Annotated in this window: 15 protein-coding genes and 1 pseudogene; 7 read left to right on the top strand and 9 right to left on the bottom strand. The window is 63.7% G+C overall.

Going from position 1 to position 20,071, the window contains the following annotated elements:
* Positions 1-3: 3 nt before the first annotated feature.
* The 5 genes and pseudogenes from O6X71_RS02190 to O6X71_RS02170 all read right to left on the bottom strand — a co-directional run.
* Positions 4-282, bottom strand: a complete 279-nt coding sequence (locus O6X71_RS02190; RefSeq protein ID WP_353464250.1) for an HU family DNA-binding protein — start codon at positions 280-282, stop codon at positions 4-6.
* Between the two features lie 858 nt (positions 283-1,140).
* Positions 1,141-2,172: a sensor histidine kinase gene (locus tag O6X71_RS02185; protein WP_353464249.1), complete on the bottom strand. Its 1,032-nt coding sequence runs from the start codon at positions 2,170-2,172 to the stop codon at positions 1,141-1,143.
* Positions 2,173-2,616 carry a response regulator gene (locus O6X71_RS02180; protein ID WP_353464247.1) on the bottom strand — a complete coding sequence of 148 codons (444 nt, stop codon included), beginning with the start codon at positions 2,614-2,616 and terminating at the stop codon, positions 2,173-2,175.
* Positions 2,613-4,121 (bottom strand): sensor histidine kinase, encoded by a 1,509-nt coding sequence (locus O6X71_RS02175; protein WP_353464246.1) that lies wholly within the window; start codon positions 4,119-4,121, stop codon positions 2,613-2,615. Before O6X71_RS02175 ends, O6X71_RS02180 begins: the two co-directional genes overlap by 4 nt.
* 59 nt (positions 4,122-4,180) lie before the next feature.
* A pseudogene (locus O6X71_RS02170) lies at positions 4,181-4,584 on the bottom strand (3'-5' exonuclease); the annotation flags it as partial.
* Between the two features lie 270 nt (positions 4,585-4,854).
* Here O6X71_RS02170 and O6X71_RS02165 point away from each other — a divergent pair.
* The 3 genes from O6X71_RS02165 to O6X71_RS02155 all read left to right on the top strand — a co-directional run bounded on the left by O6X71_RS02165 (position 4,855) and on the right by O6X71_RS02155 (position 7,043).
* Positions 4,855-5,889, top strand: a complete 1,035-nt coding sequence (locus tag O6X71_RS02165; RefSeq protein WP_353464245.1) for an AraC family transcriptional regulator — start codon at positions 4,855-4,857, stop codon at positions 5,887-5,889.
* Positions 5,890-6,045: 156 nt separating this feature from the next.
* Positions 6,046-6,849, top strand: coding sequence for a sensor histidine kinase (locus tag O6X71_RS02160; protein WP_353464244.1), 804 nt, complete (start codon positions 6,046-6,048; stop codon positions 6,847-6,849).
* 38 nt (positions 6,850-6,887) lie between these two features.
* On the top strand, positions 6,888-7,043 hold the full coding sequence (locus O6X71_RS02155) for a hypothetical protein (protein WP_353464243.1): 156 nt from the start codon (positions 6,888-6,890) through the stop codon (positions 7,041-7,043).
* Between the two features lie 632 nt (positions 7,044-7,675).
* Here the strand turns inward: O6X71_RS02155 and O6X71_RS02150 are convergent.
* On the bottom strand, positions 7,676-9,268 hold the full coding sequence (locus tag O6X71_RS02150) for an alkaline phosphatase D family protein (protein WP_353464242.1): 1,593 nt from the start codon (positions 9,266-9,268) through the stop codon (positions 7,676-7,678).
* A gap of 22 nt (positions 9,269-9,290) precedes the next feature.
* Entirely contained in the window at positions 9,291-11,384 is a 2,094-nt protein-coding gene (locus O6X71_RS02145; protein WP_353464241.1) for an outer membrane beta-barrel protein, read from the bottom strand.
* An 814-nt stretch (positions 11,385-12,198) separates the two neighbouring features.
* Between O6X71_RS02145 and O6X71_RS02140 the strand changes: the two genes are divergently transcribed.
* The 4 genes from O6X71_RS02140 to O6X71_RS02125 are packed head-to-tail and all read left to right on the top strand — an operon-like array spanning position 12,199 to position 16,525.
* Complete coding sequence (locus tag O6X71_RS02140; protein ID WP_435368450.1) at positions 12,199-13,368, top strand: fumarylacetoacetate hydrolase family protein; 1,170 nt, start codon at positions 12,199-12,201, stop codon at positions 13,366-13,368.
* A gap of 22 nt (positions 13,369-13,390) precedes the next feature.
* Complete coding sequence (locus O6X71_RS02135; protein WP_353465040.1) at positions 13,391-14,158, top strand: SDR family NAD(P)-dependent oxidoreductase; 768 nt, start codon at positions 13,391-13,393, stop codon at positions 14,156-14,158.
* Positions 14,142-15,050, top strand: a complete 909-nt coding sequence (locus tag O6X71_RS02130) for an SMP-30/gluconolactonase/LRE family protein (RefSeq protein ID WP_353464239.1) — start codon at positions 14,142-14,144, stop codon at positions 15,048-15,050. The genes O6X71_RS02135 and O6X71_RS02130 overlap by 17 nt, the downstream gene beginning before the upstream one ends.
* Positions 15,051-15,109: 59 nt before the next feature.
* Positions 15,110-16,525: a sugar porter family MFS transporter gene (locus O6X71_RS02125; protein ID WP_056058146.1), complete on the top strand. Its 1,416-nt coding sequence runs from the start codon at positions 15,110-15,112 to the stop codon at positions 16,523-16,525.
* Between the two features lie 421 nt (positions 16,526-16,946).
* Here O6X71_RS02125 and O6X71_RS02120 read toward each other — a convergent pair whose 3' ends face one another.
* Both O6X71_RS02120 and O6X71_RS02115 read right to left on the bottom strand, forming a co-directional pair.
* A complete protein-coding gene (locus O6X71_RS02120) occupies positions 16,947-18,725 on the bottom strand; it encodes an IlvD/Edd family dehydratase (RefSeq protein ID WP_353464238.1) in 1,779 nt (592 codons plus the stop codon).
* 81 nt (positions 18,726-18,806) lie between these two features.
* A complete protein-coding gene (locus O6X71_RS02115) occupies positions 18,807-19,898 on the bottom strand; it encodes a LacI family DNA-binding transcriptional regulator (RefSeq protein ID WP_056058141.1) in 1,092 nt (363 codons plus the stop codon).
* Positions 19,899-20,071 lie beyond the last annotated feature (173 nt).

Here is a 20,071-nt window from a genome sequence, read left to right as displayed (position 1 = left end):
AGTTCAACCCTTGAGGCGTGCGGCCAAGTCCTTCGCGGGTTTGAAATACGGCACTCGCTTCGCTTCGAGATGTACGGCACCGCCGGTCCGAGGGTTACGAGCCGTACGGGCGGCGCGCGGCCGCGTGGAGAAGACACCGAAGCCGCGCAGTTCCACTCGTCCGTCATCGGCCAACCGCTCAGATATCCCGTCGAAAAACGTGCTTACGAGCAGTTCCACCGTTTCCGGTTGAAGGTCCGGATACGCTTTGGAAAGTTTGAGAACCAGTTCAGATCGGACCATTCGAGCCTACCAATACAGGATCAGGGATACATAGAATTCGACGGAGCCCCAAAGCGCCGCGAATGCGCCGCGCCCACGGCGTCTGCCCGGAACGGGTTCATGTCCGGTGCGGGATCCAGCGTTCCTGGCCATCGAGAACACAGAAGAAGCTCGTTCGCCACGGCATGATGAGGATGGCACCGACATGCGCAACATCGCTGATTCAGCGGAAGCCCGGCACGCCGGATCAGGGGCAGGCTACGTGAGGTGACCATGCCTGCTTCGGTTAAGGAGGCGTACGTGTCCTGTCGTCCATACTGTCGTATAATCAAAGTCAAGCGGTGACGTTCGCGAGGCAGGGGCAGCATGACACCCTCAAACACGGGTACGAGTGCTGCATCTAAGCTCCGACCACCTTCCCAGCAGCGGTCGTGCGACTCGGCTGTCGAGCAAGTTCCAATCGCCGCTGGTTTCCAACGACGCCATGCCGCATCACTTGGCCTAGACGACCCGCTCCGGGGCAACCAGATCGCGAACGACGACCCGAAGAGGTTGGGTCACGTACTGCTCCATCAAGGTGATCGGCATCCATGGTGCAGTCGGCGAACATCTTTAAATGTTCGGGTACGACTGCCGGTCGACCGGCGATAGGCGACGGCCTTGCAGTCTCAATGACCAGACCGGCTGATTGCGTTTGAGCCCCAGCGGATAAAGGCGGGATGGAGCCTGCGAACGGATCGCCCGGTCCTGAAATCCTTCCCCGTTAGGAGGCGTGGCCGTAGGTGACGGAGGGGGAGGATATGGAACAGGTGTGACACCTTAAACTCCTCCTGCGTCTGGCAAGTGTCAGCCACCTCACCCCGGTCGGGGAGAATTATGCTACCGCACTGCTGCACGCAGGGTGACGCGGACGCCAGTATGGTTTGGATCATATTCGACGCTCGATTGCAGGCTCTGCGCCATCGCCCGGATCAGCTTCGTACCGAGACCCGTTCCTCGCGGCACGGCGTCCTTCGGGATGCCGCAGCCGTCATCCTCGACCGCCAGCAGGAAGATGCCGTCGTCGATCCGGCGCAGCGCGACGCGAACCTCGCCGCCGCTGGTCGGGTAGGCGTATTTGCACGCGTTGGTGACGAGTTCGGTAACGATCACACCGAGCGACACCGCGCGATCGGTGGGGAGGCGGATCGGCTCGGCGGCGAGGAGCAGTGCGCGTGGCAGCGCGTCCGTCGACCAGGTCTCGCCGAGTTCGTCGATTAGCGCGCCGAGATACTCCTGCATGTCGACATTCTCGACGTCGTTGCTGGTGTAGAGCCGCCGGTGAACCTGCGCAATCGCCTGGATCCGGCGTTGCGTATCCTCCAGTGCCTCTCGCGCCGCCGGATCGACCAGTGCGCTCGCCTGCAGACGCACCATTGCCGAGACGAGTTGCAGCGAGTTCGCGACACGGTGGTTCACCTCGCCAAGCAGGGCCTCCAACCGGGCGTTGCTGGCGCGCAGATCGGCTTCGGCGGACGCCTTGGCGTGTTCGAGCACTGCGCGGGCGCACACCTGCTCGAACGAGTTGGCGAGCAGATCGAAGAAGTCCTCGCCAACGGTCTTCACGACATAATCTGCAGCGCCGGCTTTCAAAGCCGCAACTGCGATGCGGCCCTCCTCGGAGCCGGTAACGTAAACTATCGGGGGCGGCTCGTGCAGTCGGCGAAGTGCTTCGAGCGTTTCCAGGCCGTCCATTCCGGGCATGTAATGATCGACCGCGATCAGGTCGAAGCGTTCGGCCGCCGCCTTGACCACGCCTTCCGCCCCCGTCTCGGCGAGCGTCATCCGGTAGCCACGGCGCTCGAGTGCACGTGCCGTCAACCGTCGGATGCCGGCGTCGTCGTCGATGTAAAGAACGCGCGGACCTGTCATTCAGCCCTCTGCATCGGGAACCTGGATCACCGACAGGAACAGTCCGAGCTGGCGGATTGCCTGGGCGAAGCTCTCGTAGTTCACCGGCTTTGTGATGTAGACGTTGCAGCCGAGGTCGTAGCAGCGCTGGATCTCGACCTTGTCGTCGGTGGTCGTCAGCACGACGACCGGCGTACGCTTGAGCGGGCTTTTGTCGGCCTTGATCTTCGCGAGGATGTCGGTGCCGCTCATGTCGGGCAGGTTTAGATCCAGCAGGATCATCGCCGGGCCGCTTTTCGCGGGGCCATCGGCGGCGTTGAACAGGAAATCGAGCGCGGTGGTGCCGTCGGTGAAGTGTCGGATGTCGTTCAGGATGCCGGCGCGCCGGATGTTCTTCTCAATGAGGCGGGCATGGCCCTCGTCGTCCTCAATCATGACGATGCCAACGGATTTGTGATCGTTCATGATGCGTCCTGGATGGTCAGTATGGCGGGCAGGTTGAGCCGAAAGGTCGCGCCGTCGCCGAGCGTCGACTGCACGTCGATGGTGCCGCCGAGACGATAGGCAAGCGCGCGGACGTGTGCGAGTCCGATGCCTTCGCCGGGCTGGTCCTGCGTTCCGGAGCGACGGAACAGGTCGAACACACGTTGGTGGTCCCGTGGATCGATGCCGCGGCCATTGTCGACCACCGACAGGATCATGCGACCGCGTTCGGCCTGGCTGCTCACGACGATCTCGCCGGGACGACCGGGTTTCAGATACTTGGTCGCGTTCTCGATCAGGTTCGACAGGATCTGTTCGAGTGCTAGTCGATCGGTGACGATCGCCGGCATCGGTCGTTCGACGCGCACGGTCGCACCACGATCGTCGATGATGTGCTGCATCGAGCCGACGATCGATTCGACCAGTTGCACCGGGTCGATATGCTCGGGCGTAATCGAACGGCGGCCTTCACGCGATAGTTTCAGGATGGCGTTGATCAGCCGGTCCATCTTCTGCGTCGAGGTGCGGATGAAGCCGATCGCCTCGGGCAGATCCTCACGTGCCGCCAGCCGCGCGTCCTCTGTGAGGATATGCGGCGCTTCCGCCTCGGCGCGATCGACCAGTTCGGCAAGCGGGGCCGACGCGGCGGCGAGTTCGGCTGTGAAACCCATCACGTTGACGAGCGGCGAACGCAGATCGTGGCTGATGATATAGGCGAAACGCTGTATCTCCTCGTTCGCGCGGCTGAGGTCGGCGGTCCGCTCGAGGACCTGCTCCTCAAGACGCTCGTTGAACAGACGGAGCTGATTTCGCGAGCCGGCGAGATCGGTCGTATAGCGGCGGACGACGACCAGCGACAGAATCGCAACGACGACGAGCAGGATCGCCGCAGCCCCGGCGACCGACACGAACAGCGCCGTCGCACGACTTTGCAGCGCAGTGCGCTGGCCGAGCAGCCGTGTCTCCTCTCCTGCCATCGCAAGCATCCGGTAGCGGATACCGCGCATGAGCGGCACGCTCGCATCGTCTGCGAACCTGCGCTGCGCGTCGGCGATATGCCCAGCGTCGACCAATGCGACCGAGGCGGCGCGCAGAGTGCGCAACTTCTCCATCTGCGTCTCGATCCTGTCGAGCCGCGCGATCTGCCGGGGATTGTCAGCCGTCATGCGCCGCAGAACAAGAAGGCGTGGCTCGACCGCCTCCGATGTCGTGACGAAGGACTGACGCGACGGCATCTTGCCGGTCAGCACATAGCCGCGGCGGGTCGTCTCAGATTGTTCGAGCTGGATTTGAACGTCAGCAATCGCCTGCCGCACGTCCTGGGTTTGCAGGATAGCGGCGGTGAACTGTTCGTTGCGCATGGTTATCCAACCGATCGCAACCGCAGCGGCCGCAAGCGCGACAAAGCCGAGCACCATGAAACCGACCAGCCAGCGTCCGACGCGTCCCTCGGACAATGGCAATCGAAGGCGTTCGCGGTGGATCATGACTCAGCCGGTTACGGCGCGACCAGTCGTCACGACAACGATACTGATGGGTTATTGCGCTAAAGCAATAGATCCTGCGCAGCCGCCTTGCCGACCCGGCCGACGCCGCTGCGCCGGTCCATTTCTTGGTTGGCGGTGAAGCGGATGTCGGGATCGGGTCGGTCATGAACGCCATCAGCGTCTTGTGATCGAGCTCGGACCATTCCTTGCCCCGATCAGGGCCGTAGCGGACATGCGGGATCAAGCTGGGATCGCGCGACCATTCGACGAGCTGCGCGAAACTTGCCTCGTTGAGCATGTCGCGCAGATGGAATGCGGTGACGTACGCGTCGGGGAAGGCCCGGTAAGCGGGGAAACCACGTGAGTGATCCATGCCGGGGTGCTCGCGCCAATAGCGCAGTACCTGGCTCGAGAAGCTCCGCGAGTCGGGTCAGAGCCGCAGCGCGCATTTCCAGGTGCAGATCGTAGCTATCACGACAATGATGACGGGGTGGCGAGCTGCTTAACATCTCGACCAGGCTCGAAGATCGAAAAGAAGAGCGGCAGATGGATTGGAGCAGACTATGGATCGACTCTCGATCAGGGCGGTTTTGATATCCTACGTCCATGTTATACCTTCGTATACTAGCCGGCGAGCTCGCGGTGCCGCCAAGACCCTCAATAGTATGACAAGAACCCCGGGTACGATCGCAAGGAGAATTCGGTGATCGGTTTGGGGCCTACGCTCCAGGCGATGATCGACGATGACCAGTTCATCGCGCCTCGGTCCGACACGCTGGACCCGTCGCGTTTCGGCTTGAGCCAGGGTACGGACCCGTCGCGGGCGATACTAAGCGTCGCGGAGGTGTTCTGCCCCCACGAGATCGTCTTGCGGAACCCGGGCGCAGCGATCGATTTCACGCATGCGTCGGCCCGCGTAGACCGTACGACGTTCAACCAGATCTCCTACGGTAGCGAACTCGATATCCTGATCCGCGATACGGATCGGGCCCAGTACATCTTCCTCGTCCCGTTGCGTGGGCAGATGCACGTGCATACGCCGGACGGAACCGGCTCGCTGGAAGTCGGCACCTCCATGCTCATGGGTCCGGACACCCAGTACCGGTTCGACCATGACGGCGAAGACTCGCACCTCGCGGTCGGCATTCCCCGCCGCCTGATAGAGGTCGGCGACGACGCCGTTCTGACCTTGATGCGCGGCACCGACCCGGAGGCCATCAGCGATCCTACTGGAAGCCTCATCGACTACCTCTCGTTCGTCTGTCGTGAATTGAACCGCGGTGGAACGTCATTCGATTCGCCCGCCGTCCGCTCCGGCGTGGAGGACGTCATCGTAGGGATGATCAAGTCCCTGCCGTCCACCAGCAAGCATGGTACCCCCGCGGTCCCTATCGTCCCAGCCCCGGTCCGACGCGCGGAACTGTTCATGGACGACCATCTGACGGATGACATAACGATCGACGACATCGCCGAAGCCGCCGGGGTTCCCGTCCGGACGCTGTATCAGGCGTTCGGGCATTTCCGCAGCATGCCGCCGATGCGATCCCTGAGGAACCGGCGCCTGGATCAGGCTCGACGCGATCTCATCGCCGGCGCTGACGAAAACCCGAACATCCTGGACATCGCCAACCGGTACGGCATGCAGCATGGGGGGCGCTTCGCAGCATATTACCAGCAACGTTTCGGTGAGACGCCTTCCGACACCCTTCGGGCAGCCCGCTTGACGCTCCCCAGACTGCGTCAGAACTTTGCCGATACCCGTCGTTGATGCCAGGCATTCGACGCGGAAACATCTCGCATAAACTGACGATGCACCCCGTCGCCTCACTAAACGGCAGAGATCGGACAGGCTTGCAGTAAATGGATTTAGTGTCCGCTCCTACTAGGGCACCCCTTCGCGGCGACGTTACGAAGGGCATATCTGGTGGAACTGCACATCTACCACAGGACGACGGGGTCCTTCGGCCATCGGGTCGAATGGGATCGATCCTCGGACAAATCCGCTTTCGGTTTTCGCGAAGATTGTGCTGGTACCCCGGACGCGGACGCCGCGGCCGATCGGCTCGAAGACCTTCAGGCTGAGCTTGCGGGATCCAGCGAACAACGCCGGCTGCTTGGCGCCGAACTGCAACATCGCAGCCAGAACCTCATAGCGGTCATCCAGACCTATGTCCTTCGGACACTGGCGACCACCGCATCGACGTCGCAGGCGGCTGATCGGATATCGGAGCGGCTCGTGGCGCTCTCCACCGCCTATCGTCTTCTGGCACGTCCTCAGGACGGTCGGATCACGCTCAAGGAACTGGTCTGCGTGGCATTCGCCGGGCACCGGGTTCCGGATGATCGTCTATCGATCGAGGGGCCCACCCTGTACCCGGTCGAAAGCGGCGTGATCGGGCTGGCGATGGTGTTGCAGGAACTGATCACGAACGCGACGAAGTACGGCGCGCTTTCCGTCGAATGCGGATCCGTCCGCGTCGGTTGGCAACTCGACGGTAAGCGCGTGGACATCGTCTGGCAGGAGGAAGGCGGCCCGCCCGTTTCACCCCCTTCCCGCTTTGGCTTCGGGACGGAGCTGATCGAAAGGGCATTGCGCCGCGCGGATCGACGCGTCGAGATCCTCTACGGCTCCGACGGCGTGTCGTGGACGTTCAGTTCGCCTTTGGCCGGCTTCGCGAGCACGAAATCGACGAGCGAGCCCTTCTCAGATCACGAGGTGACGAAGTGAAATCTTGCACTTGCAAGGAGGCCTTCTTCGACCAGAGTTTGGCCGACGGCCGTCTTTCCGATGAAGCGACTCGGGAGTGGCTGATCAGCCTGTACGTGGCCGCCGCCAAACGCTGGCTTGCAAACGATCCGCCGCAGCTCGAGGGCGCGAGGATCTCCCTGCACGCGGTCGAGCGGCTGATCGTCGACCGGTGAACAGTCCTGAACGTCCGTCTGGACTCGCGCGAAGGTCCTCTGGATTGTGAGTTGCGCCGTTCAGCGCCGTCATCGCGGTCCCTGGAAGCCGTCATTCAGAATGTAGGGCTATTTTGGCTGTTGTCTCGGTTGCCCCGATCTGACGTAGGCACACGATAACTCGGTCATTTTGGATGATGAACAGCAGGTCTTGCGGGGTGCGACTCCGACAGCCGCCGGTCCGCTTTCTCCCAACCCGGTCATCCCTGAAAATTCGATGGGTAACAGACGCACGTACGCACTCTGCGATCGAGTCGGCGCTCGATCGCCTTGCCAGCAAGATCCGCAAAGGACGGCATAGCTGGGCCACCTGCATTCTTCAGGATGGTAGGACGGTCAAATTACCGACTTCGTCGGGAGCGGCATGGCTCCATAGCACTGCAGATCATCAATCGCTGCGCCTATGACTGTCGGCGGCGACGGCTGGGACTTCGTAATGCATTCACTGGTGGGGGTCGTTACTCTCGATGACGATTCCGCCCAAACCGGATAATCGAGCGTCAAGATATGGAACGCAGGTGGAGCGGCTCGGACGTCCAGAACTGGGTCCACTCGATATACGAGTGGACTTCGTTTCCTCGTTTTGAGCCCGGTCAGGCGCTTTGCAACCCCGGCTCGCCGCGCTCGGTCACGAAGCTGGCGTGCGTCGAGAGCGTCCCGTTCCGCGTAGCGATCGTGTCCAGGACTTTCAGGTCGCCGCGCCATAGATCACGACCGACGTCGCATAAGACATAGCCACGCCGGTCAGTCAGCGCCTTCAGGTTCGCATTTTCGGCGCGGGACGACCGTGTGTAGTCGTCGTTCTCGCCTATTCCGTCCGCCCCCGAGCTGATCGATGTCGCGAGGTATTCGCTGCTAATGATCCTGCCGTTGCCGTGATCCTGGATCAGGTCGCCGGCATAATGACGGTGCGCGTCGCCGCTGACGGTCATGACGTTGCCCGGGCAATGCGTGTCGATATGCGCGAGCAGGCGGCGGCGGCTGTTCATGTAACCCGACCACTGGTCCATCGAGACAAGCTGCTCGGGTTGCCCAGCCTTGTGATAGCCGAGGTTCATCAGGCAGACCTGCTGCGCGATCAGGTTCCAGCGTGCCTTCGAGCGATCGAGGCCCTTGAACAGCCAGGCCTCCTGTGGCGCGCCGGTGATCGACCGGTTGGTGGCGAAGGCGTCGGGTCCCTGTGGAGCATCGCGATCGCCATAGACCTGGTCGGAGCGATATTGCCGCGTATCGAGGAAGAACGCGTCCATCAGGTCGCCGAAGCGTGCGCCGCGGTACATCTGCATGTGCGAACCGTCGGGCATGGAGGAGCGGCGCAGCGGCATGTGCTCGTAATAGGCCTGCATCGCCATCGCGCGGCGTGTGCGGAACACCTCCGGCGCGGTGTTGTCCTGGTCGATGTCGCCGGCCCAGTTGTTGTCGATCTCGTGATCGTCGAAGCTGACGAACCACGGGGCGGCGGCGTGCGCGGCTTGGAGATCGGGATCGCTCTTATATTGGGCGTAGCGCTGGCGGTAATCGCCGATCGAATAGATTTCGTGGCCGAGATGGCGGCGCACCATCGGCTTCTTGCCGCCACGCGGTTGTTCGCCGCGATCGGGGCCCTCGTAGATATAATCGCCGTAGTGGAACACGAAATCGATCGGCTCTGCGGCGATGTGACGCCACGCGGTGTAATAGCCCTCTTCGTAATGCTGGCATCCGGCGACCGCGAAGCGGACGCGGTCGAGCGGTGCGCCGGGCGGGGGGAGCGTCGCGCCGCGGCCGGTGTCGCTCTGCTCGCCGCCGCAGGTGAAGCGGTACCAATAGGGCCGCGCGGGGGCGAGCCCGGCGACTTCGACATGGACCGAATGCGCCAGCTCAGGGTGTGCGATCGCCTCGCCGCGCTGAAGCACCTGACGGAAGTCGGGATCGGAGGCGACTTCCCATGCGACCAGCACGGGGGCCATCATCATCCCGCCATCCGGCTGAAGCGGCAGCGGGGCGAGCCGGGTCCAGATGACGAATCCCGAGGCATCCGGATCGCCGGCCGCGACACCCAGCGTGAACGGCGGGGTCGGAAAACGCGGATCCTCGATCAGGTTGCGCGGCCGCACTTCGGCTGCACCAGCGCGCCACGGCAGCAGACCGGCGGCGGTCAGGCTGCCGAGGGCGGACAGAAGATAGCGGCGATCGACTTCGTACATGGTCGTAACTCCGTTCGGCGTATCAGCGCAGCATGATGTGGAAAAAGGCGCCCTGCCCATAGTCGTCGACTTCGCTGACGTAGCGAAGGCCGTTGCCGACCAGGAACTTCGGCTGGTCGTTGAGCAGGTTGGTGATCTCGTATTTGAACGTCACGTGTTTCGTCACGCGGTGCCACAGGCCGAGGTTGACGGTGGTCAGTTCGGCGCGGCCGTTGTCGTCCTGCGCAGTCTCGCCGATGCCCTCCATGTAGCTGCCGCGGTGCGTGACGGTGGCGCGGAACGCCCCGTCGATCGCCGGCAGGCGAAGCGTGGCACCGCCGTTGATGATCCATTTCGGCTGGTAGATCAGCCGGTCGAGCGTACGCGATCCGGCATCGCTGGTGATCGACATCCGTCCCTTCAGCCAGGTCGCGTTGAAGAACGGATCGATCCGCTGACCGAACAGGTTGACGTCGTGATCAGCCGCCTGGAACTCGATGCCGTAGAGCCGCGAATTGTCGGCGTTGAGCGGCTGGCGCACCCGGTAGTTGACGTCGTCGATCAGCTGCGTCGTCGTCAGCGTGAAGATGTCGTCCTTGATCCACTTGGCGAACGCGCCGAGCGAGATGATGCCGTCCTTGTGGAAATACTGCTCGAACTGGACATCAAGATTGTCCGAGCGGCGCGGGCGCAGATCGGGATTGCCGCGGCTGATCGAGCAATCCGCCCCGCCGCTGTCCTCGTCGCCGCAATTAAGCGATTCCGGCTGCGCGATGTTGCCGGGCGTCGGCCGGCCGAGCGTGCGGCTGTACGAGAAACGGAGCTTCTTTCCGCCGGCGAAGTCCTGGATGCCGGTGAACGATGGCAGCAGATACTGGTACCCGCCTGTGTTCCGCGTCATCACCGCCGACGCGGTGCCGCCGGTGATCGTCGGCTGGAACGCGGAAAAGCGCGTATGGTCGTAGCGGACGCCCGCGACCAGCGTGGTATCGTCGGTGGCGTAATGGAGCGACAAAAACGGCGTTACCAGCCGCTCGGTGTAGCGATAATCCCCGGTGATGCTGTCATAGGTCGAGTTGGGTACGTCCTTGACGAACTTGGGCCACAACTCCTTCTTCACGCGCGCCCAGTCGACCCACGGGAACGATTGGGGCGCGCCGACCGGGACGTAGCCGGGATCATAGAGATAGGCGTTCATCGCCTGGCCGAGCTTGTATTCGGTCATGTCGACGTTGCGCGACAGCTCTAGGTTGCGGAACTCGATTCCCGTGACGAACCCGAAGCCGCGATCCTCGGGCTCGGCGTTCCAACCATAGTCGACCCGCGCATTGGCCAGCCCCTCGTTGGCCATGCGGTAGGTCGTCTGCGCTGTGCTGAGCTTGTAGGGTGATCCGAGCACGAGGCCGGGCTTGTTGATCCCGGTTACGTAGGGCAGCCCGCCGGTGCCGTCATTGCCCGCCGCCCAGTCCAGCGAAAGCCCCGTCGGATAGGCGCGGACGCCGATATAGGGCTGCGTATTGTCGTACCGGGCGCGCGTATAGCCACCGCGAACGCGCAACGACGAGCGGTCGTCATGCCATTCGACATTGCCGATCGCGCCGACGGTCACCTTGTTCCAGGTATCGTAGCGATAGCGTGAATAGAGGCTGTTGATGTCCGATCCGCCGCCCTCCGCGGTCAGGTCGCTGACGCTGTTCTTGGTGTAGTAATCGTTCTTGTTCATCGTCGAGGATTCCCACTGACGATAATTGAACCCCAGCAGCGACGCATAGATATCGGTGCCGAGCGGGCGCCATTCGAACTTCGCCGAGCTGCCTGCGGTCTGAAGGCGGTTGGTGTAGCTGCCATAGCTGTGGTTGTAGGGCACGGCGATGCCGTTCCACGCGGGATCGTCGGGGCCGGCCAGCTTCTTGCCGGCGTCGCTGAAGTAATATTTGGTGTCCTGCCACCATTTGCGCGAGTTGCGGATGCGGTTTTCATACCGTGCCGACAGGACCACGCCGAACTGGTCGCCCGCACCGAACTTGTCCGCGAACACCATCTTGCCGCCGCCGCCTAAATGCGGCGTGCTGCCGTTGCCGGCGTTGCTGCCACCATCGCCCTTGAAGGACGAATAGATGCCGTAGCCGTCGACCATGACGTACCGGCGCTCAGGTATGGAATGGCCACGTTGTTACTAAATGCCGTAAAGCAGGTCTCTCCGGCACCGCGGGATCACTATCGGTTCGACTGATACCGATTCACCCGTTGGGATGCCTGTACTCAGGTTGCAGCTTTTCAACCGTTGTGAAGTGCAACGTGCCGAGCCCAAGCTCGATGAACGTCCCGGGTGACGCGATCCCATGACCTCATTCTGCCCCGATCGACCTGGAGTGGCACCGATCGGGCGGGCTCCGCCTAATCAGATTCGCCCACCCGACGGCGGGATTAGCGCACGCCGGACGGATGTCGACGCGACCGAAGTCCCTTGAAAACCGCCGCTAAAACACCCCGAAGCGAACAATCGAAGATCGAAGAACGCTGACCGGCAGTCGTGCCGTACGAGGGGGATTTGATAAAAAGGCGAATTAGGTTGGATTTGACGGCCCAAGGGCGCTTCAAGAGCGAACCCATTATAGTGGTCTCGCGCCCCTCGGTCTCGTAGCTCAGGGGCGTTCTAAAACCTTCCCGACACTTCGCCGTGCTTTAAGCACCCATGGGACCTGCGCATGAGCGCCGGGCTAGGCGCGATGATATCGATACCACAATTTTGGTAGCTCCTGCGAGGTTTTCCGTACGCAGTTATCGGCTGCGGACACCGCCTTCCCATATTTTAATTGTGCGATTAATCGGCCGCGTTTACGTGAATCGTCGTGACGTCTTTGACGGGTCACCGACGCGACGTCAGGATTGGGGACTTGACGCTGACGCTGCGCAGCATACGGTACCGCTAACAAAACGGAGGGGATAGCATCGTGGAGATCGCATTCACGTCGGCGGGGGCTTTGCCCGTCGACTGGGAACAGGCGACGTTGCTTGGTCGAATCGACCTTGGCGACGGTCCGACGCCCGTGATCGTCCGCGGTGGCCGCGTGTATGACATGTCAGCCGTCGCGCCGACGGTTGCCGATTTAATCGCGGGTGGGGATTTCGATACCGATGCCGGCGCGGATCTCGGGGCCCTTGGCGACTTGAACCTAACGCCGGCGGCTGATGGCAAGATCCGCCTGCTCAGCCCGATCGATCTCCATGTCGTCAAGGCATCGGGCGTCACCTTCGCCGTCTCCGCGCTCGAACGCGTGATCGAGGAACGCGCGCGCGGTGACGCATCGGCAGCGACTGCGGTTCGCGCGCGCCTCGAAGAACGCGTCGGCGGCAGCATCCGCTCGGTAGTACCGGGTTCGCCCGAAGCCGCCGCCCTGAAGGCCGCACTGATCGAGGACGGCATGTGGTCGCAATATCTCGAGGTTGCGATCGGCCCCGATGCGGAAATCTTCACCAAAAGCCCAACGCTGTCGACGATCGGCTGGGGTGGCGAGGTCGGCATCCGCTCCGACTCCACCTGGAACAACCCCGAACCGGAAGTCGTGCTGGTCGTCGACCGCACCGGCAAGACGGTCGGCGCGGCGCTCGGCAACGACGTCAACCTGCGCGATTTCGAGGGGCGCTCGGCGCTCCTGCTCGGCAAGGCCAAGGACAATAACGCGTCGTGCTCGATCGGGCCGTTCATCCGGCTGTTCGACGAGAATTTCGGCATGGACGACGTCCGCGAGGCGCAGATCGCGCTGACGATCGAAGGCGCAGACGGGTACCGGCTCGACGGCAGCAGCTCGATGGACCAGATCAGCCGCGATCCCGAGGAGCTCGTCCGCCAGGCGATGAGCGAGCATCAGTATCCCGACGGCTTCGTACTGTTCCTCGGCACGCTGTTCGCGCCGACGCAGGACCGCGACGAGCCCGGCCGCGGCTTCACGCACGCGGTCGGCGACGTCGTCACGATCTCGAACCCGAAGCTCGGCGCGTTGGTCAATCCGGTGACGACGTCGAAGGATGCGGCGCCGTGGAATTACGGGATCGGCGACCTGATGCGCAATCTCGCGAGCCGGGGCCTGCTCGGCCATACCAAGAATCAAGGGGCGTAAACGCGTGTTGCAGAAGACCGAAATGGCCGACCAGACGGCGATCTATCCAAGCCTGAAGGGCAAGCGCGTCCTGATCACCGGCGGCGCGTCGGGGATCGGCGCCGGTCTGGTCGAGGCGTTCGCGCGTCAGGGGGCGCATGTCGCGTTCGTCGACATGGCCGAGGACGCCGCGCAATCGCTGATCGAGACGCTGACGCCCGACGTCGCGACCGCGCCGATATTCCTGCCGCTCGACCTGCGTGACGTCGACGCGCTGAAGACGACCGTCGCGACGATCGAGGATCGGCTTGGCGGCATCGACGTGCTGATCAATAACGCTGCGAACGACGATCGCCACACGATCGAGGAGATCACGCCTGCGTATTGGGACGAGCGGATGGCGACGAACCTGCGCCACCTGTTCTTCGCAGGGCAAGCCGTGGTGCCGTCGATGAAGCGCGCGGGCGGCGGCGTGATCCTCAATTTCGGCTCGATCTCGTGGCATCTCGCGCTGCCCGAACTGCTCATCTACCAGACCGCCAAGGCCGGCATCGAGGGCATGACCCGCGCGATGGCGCGCGATCTCGGCGGCGACGGCATCCGCGTCAACACGATCGTCCCCGGCAATGTCGAGACGCCACGCCAGCTGAAATGGTACACGCCCGAGGGCGAAGCCGAGATCATCGGCGCGCAGTGCCTCAAGACCCGCGTCCAGCCCGCGGACGTTGCGGCGCTGGTGCTGTTCCTCGCGTCGGACGATGCGCGGATGTGTACCGGCCACGATTATTTCGTCGATGCCGGGTGGCGTTGAGATGAGCAGCGACACGATCCGCGAAATCACCGCTGAGAGCATCTGCGACGTCGGTGCGACGCTCGGCGAGGGCCCGATCTGGGTCGCGCGCGACGCGGCTCTTTGGTTCGTCGACATCAAGGCGCCGCATATCCACCGCTTCGATCCGGCGACGGGAACGCTCGATACCTGGGACGCGCCCGATCAGACCGGCTGGGTGATCCCCGCCGATGACGGCGCCTTCCTGGCCGGGGTTCGCGGTGGGCTCCACCGGTTCGATCCGACGACCGGCGCGTTCGACAAGATCGCGACGGTCCACGCCGAAACGCCGGGCAACCGCCTCAACGACGTCGCGCGCGATCCCACGGGCCGCGTCTGGTTCGGCACGATGGACAATGCGGAGGCCGATATCACCGGCCACGTCTATCACTGGCACGATGGCGAACTGACCAAGACGGACATCCCGCCCGTCGCGATCACCAACGGCCCCGCGATCTCGCCCGACGGTGGTACGCTGTACGCAGTCGATACGCTTGGCAAGCAGATCGACGCGTATCCGATCGACGCGGACGGTAAGCTCGGCACACCGCGCGTGTTCCTGACGATCGGGCCGGACGACGGCCATCCCGATGGTGCGATCTGCGATTCCGAGGGCGGAGTCTGGGTCGGATTCTTCGGCGGCTGGGCGGCACGCCGGTTCGCGCCGGACGGCACCTGCACCGACATCGTCCGCTTCCCGGTCGCGAACATCACCAAGATCGCGCTCGGCGGGCCCGATGGTCGCACCGCCTATGCGACGACCGCCGCGAAGGGCCTCGACGCCGAAGCGCTTGCGGCACAACCGCTGGCCGGAAACCTGTTCACCTTCCGCGTCGCCGTACCCGGCGTCCCGGTCGAACCCGTTACCCTGTAGCGCAACCCATCTAACGACAAAACGCCGCCGTCAGAGCGTCGTCACGGAGAGGAAAACCAATGACTTTAGCGGCAGAATCCGCGCCCCAAGTGAACCGAGCCTTGATTGCGATGATCGTCATCGTCGCGACCATTGGCGGGTTCATGTTCGGCTATGACTCGGGCGTCATCAACGGCACGCAGGCGGGGCTCGAGAGCACGTTCGCGCTGTCGTCGCTCGGCACAGGCTTCACCGTCGGTGCGATCCTGATCGGCTCGTCGGTCGGCGCGTTCATGGCCGGGCGGCTTGCCGACAACCTCGGCCGCCGCAACGTCATGATGATCGCCGCCGTCCTCTTCATCGTCAGCGCGCTCGCTGCGGGTGCGGCAACGTCGGCGACGATGTTCGTGCTCGCCCGCATCGTCGGCGGTCTCGGCATCGGTGCCGCCAGCGTGCTCGCCCCGGTCTACATCTCCGAAGTCGTCCCCGCGAACGTCCGCGGCCGGCTTTCGAGCGTGCAGCAGATCATGATCATCACCGGCCTGACCGGTGCGTTCGTCGCCAACTGGTATCTTGCGCGCATCGCGGGATCGTCGACCGCGTTGTTCTGGCTCGATTACCCGGCATGGCGCTGGATGTTCTGGATGCAGGTCATCCCCGCCGCGATCTATCTCGCGACGCTGTTCCTGATCCCCGAAAGCCCGCGCTTCCTGGTTCTCAAGGGCCGCTACGACGAAGCACAGGTCGTCCTAACGCGCCTGTTCGGTGCCGCCGAGGCCACGCGCAAGGTCGCCGAGATCCGCGGCTCGCTGTCGGTCGACGCGCACCGTCCGAAGCTTTCGGACCTGATCGACAAGGCGAGCGGCAAGATTCGCCCGATCGTCTGGACCGGCATCGGTCTGGCGATCTTCCAGCAGTTCGTCGGCATCAACATCGTGTTCTACTACGGCTCGGTGCTGTGGCAGTCGGTCGGCTTCAGCGAGAGCGATGCGCTGCTGATCAACATCCTGTCGGGGTCGCTGTCGATCATCGCCTGCCTGCTGACCGTCGCGCTGGTCGACAAGGTCGGTCGCAAGCCGCTGCTGCTGATCGGGTCGGCCGGCATGACCGTCGCGCTGGCGATCGTCGCGATCTGCTTCGCCAGCGGCGCGATCGTCGAGGGTTCGCTGCACCTGTCGGATCGCAACGGCCTGATCGCGCTGATCGCGGCCAATGCGTATGTCGTATTCTTCAACCTGAGCTGGGGCCCGATCATGTGGGTGATGCTCGGCGAGATGTTCCCGACGCAGATCCGTGGCTCGGGTCTGGCGGTCGCGGGCTTCGCGCAGTGGTTCGCCAACTTCGCGATCTCGGTGAGCTTCCCGACGATGGCGATCTCGCTCGGCCTGTCGCTCACCTACGGCTTCTACGCACTGTCGGCGTTCGTCTCGTTCTTCTTCGTCTGGAAGATGGTTTCGGAAACGCGTGGCCGCGAGCTGGAAGACATGGTGGGCTGATGCCGACCGGACCGCGGCTTGGGTCGCGGTCCGGTTAGGTCCGATGGCTCATGCCGAAGTTGGACTTGGCCTGTGTTGTGTCAGACAGCCAACGACCCCACCCCCAACCACCCCGGCGGAGGCCGGGGCCCAGTTGGCAAGGCGAAAGTAACGGCGGACCTTCCTCCGTCAGCAACGTCCCCCAAATGGGCCCCGGCCTTCGCCGGGGAGGCACTTTTTGGGGGGCGACTTCGGTTAATGATACCGCGTCTCGAGGCGCCTGGCCGCCTCCCTCGGTCACTCCGGCGGAGGCGCGAAACCATACTGGCTGACCCTTGCGCTTTTATCGCAAAGGTCAGCCAGTATGCATTCTCGACGCTGAAGATGATCAGTGACTTAAGGATGGGGCGAGACACCGAGCCCCGCCCTCATACTTCAGGCCTCAGTGATTATGCCGAGGCGTCTTCGTCGAAATCCCGCGATACTTCACCGCGAAGTCCAGCACGCCGCCCTCGGCAAGCTGCCCGGTCTTCTCACGGTACAATTCCTCCCACGGGGTATTGCTCTCGGGCACCGGTGGCAGCCCCTCGCCCTTGCGTCGCGCGATCTCGTTCGGCTCGACCAGCGCGTCGCAAGTCCCCGCAACCAGATCGATCCGCACCACGTCGCCCGTCCGGATCCACGATAGCCCGCCGCCGACCGCGCTCTCGGGCGATACGTTCAGGATCGACGGACTGTCCGACGTCCCCGACTGCCGCCCGTCGCCGAGCGTCGGCAGCGCCAGCACGCCGCGCTGGATCAGCGCGTCGGGTGGCTGCATGTTGACGACTTCCGCCGAGCCCGGCCAGCCGATCGGCCCCGCGCCGCGGATCACCAGGATACAGCCTTCGTCGATCTCCAGCGCAGGATCGTTGATCCGGTGGTGATAATCGTCCGAACCCTCGAACACGATCGCCCGCGCCTCGAACCGATCTTCCGCACCGGGCGTCGAGAGATAGCGCGCGCGGAACGCCGGCGAGATCACCGACGTCTTCATGATCCCGAAATCGAACAGATTGCCCTTGAGCACCAGGAAGCCCGCGCGTTCCATCATTGGTGCGTCGAACGGCTTGATCATCTCGCGATCGCGCGTCTCACGGCCAGCGATGTTCTCACCGATCGACCGCCCCGTGACGGTCAGGCAGCTCGTATCGAGTTTCCCGCCCGCGATCAGCTCATGCAACACCGCAGGCACGCCGCCCGCCCGGTGGAAGCGCTCGCCGAGATACTTGCCCGCCGGCTGCATGTTGACCAGCAACGGCAGGTCATAGCCATGATCCGACCAGTCCTCCGGGTACAGCGTGACGCCGGCATGCTGCGCCATCGCCATGATGTGCGGCTGCGCGTTGCTCGACCCACCGATCGCACTGACCACGCGGATCGCGTTGAGGAAGCTGTCGCGCGTGAGAATCTTCGACGGGCGCAGATCCTCATACGCCATCTCGACGATCCGGCGGCCGGTCTCGTACGCCATTTGGCCGCGCTCGCGGTACGGCGCCGGGATCGCCGCACACCCGGTCAACGACAGCCCAAGCGCCTCGGCGACCGCGTTCATGGTCGAGGCCGTGCCCATCGTGTTGCAATGCCCGGCCGAGGGTGCGCTGTCGGTGGCGCGGTTGAGGAACTCCTCCTCGTCGATCTCACCCGCGGCCAGCTTGCGCCTGCTGCGCCAGATCACCGTGCCAGAACCGACCAGCTCGCCGTCATGCCAGCCGTCGAGCATCGGCCCGCCCGACAGCACGATCGCGGGGATATCGACGGTCGACGCCGCCATGATTCCCGACGGCGTGGTCTTGTCGCAGCCGGTGGTCAGCACGACCGCGTCGATCGGATAGCCGTAGAGCGTCTCGACCAGCCCCAGATACGCCAGGTTACGATCTAGCGCCGCAGTCGGCCGCCGGCAATTCTCGAAGATCGGATGGACCGGAAACTCCATCGCGATGCCGCCTGCGTCGCGGATGCCGTCACGCGTTCGCTTGGCGAGTTCGAGATGGATGCGGTTGCACGGGCTCAGATCGCTGCCGGACTGCGCGATGCCGATGATCGGCCGACCCGAGCGCAGTTCCGCCGGGGTAAGCCCGTAATTCATGAAGCGTTCGAGATAGAGCGCGGTCATGTCCGAGCGGGCGGGATCGGCGAACCAGTCGCGCGATCGGAACGGCTTCACCGGTACACGGTCCACTGCAAACTCTCCTGAACGCCGCTTGTTATCGAATGGGAGCGCTACCGCGACGGTCGTCGGTCGGTCAAGCGCCTGCAAACACTATAGGTGAACGCGTGATGGTGGTCGGCGACGGGGCGCAGCGTCCGACTGACGGCGGACCAGCGTGTAATCGAGGACGACGTGGCCGTTCGCATCCTTGCCGCCGCTGCGCCGATTGAAGATCGCCGATACGAGCAGTTCGACCGCCGCGCGCGACATGTCGGCGATCGGCTGGTGGATCGTCGTCAGTTCGGGCCAGATCGTCGTCGCGAGCGCGCTATCGTCGAACCCGCACACCGTCAGGTCGCCCGGCACGTCGAGACCCCGACGATGCGCGACCGCGACGGTCGCCGCCGCCATGTCGTCGTTGCTGGCGAAGATCGCGGTGGGCGCGTCCTTCGCGTCGAGCAATTGCTCGGCACCGTCGAGACCGGAGCGATAGGTAAACAGGCCGCCGACCACCAGCGACTCGTCCGGCGCCAGACCGGCATCGGCGATCGCCGCGAGATACCCCTCGTGACGAAGCCGGCTTGCGGTCTGGTTCGGGTTGCCGATGATGAACCCGATCCGCGAATGCCCAAGTTTGACGAGGTGTTCGGTCATCGCACGTGCCGCTTCGAAATCGTCGATCGTGACCGCTGCCGATCCTTCCGGTGGGGAACCGGTCGCGACGACCACGGTCGGCACGCCGGCCTCCGTCAGCACGTCGAGCACCGCGCGCGAATCGCACAGCGGCGGCGGCAAGATGACGCCGTCGATGCCGCTCTCGATCATGTGCCGCGCGACCTCGATCTCATGGTCGCCGATGTCACATTTCTCGACGATCAACTGGACGTCGCTGCGGCTCGCCTGTTCCAGGCTGCCGACCAGGAACTCGCTTAGATATGCTGCGCTCGGATTGCTGTAGAGCAGGCCGATCCGCATCTGCCCGCCGCCGGCCAGGCTGCGCGCGGCGCGGTTGGGTGCGTATCGCAGCGTATCGATCGCGACGTTGACCGCCTCGCGCGTTGCTTCCCGGACCTTCGCTTCCCCGTTGATGACGCGCGAGACGGTCATCGGTGAGACGCCTGCGAGAACCGCGACGTCGGAAATGGTGGGTGCGCCGCTTCTGCGGCCCGAAGTGTTGCGCGGCTTGCGCGTGGCGAGGCTCATGCCGCGCTTTTTAGCAGGTGATTGCAATATTATCAGCATGTAATCTCGATCAACGTAGTCGTATACTCGGAGAAGATCGCGTCGCGCCGGTTCATGCTTGCGTGTTATCGCTCCCAACATTAGTCGGACAAATAATCGGCACCATCTTGTGCGGCATGCACATAGGGAACGGA

Source organism: Sphingomonas faeni (assembly GCF_040407505.1).
Classification (GTDB): Bacteria; Pseudomonadota; Alphaproteobacteria; order Sphingomonadales; family Sphingomonadaceae; genus Sphingomonas; species Sphingomonas faeni_E.
Note: the sequence above shows the minus strand (reverse complement) of the source record. Positions and strands in the feature narration are given on the sequence as shown.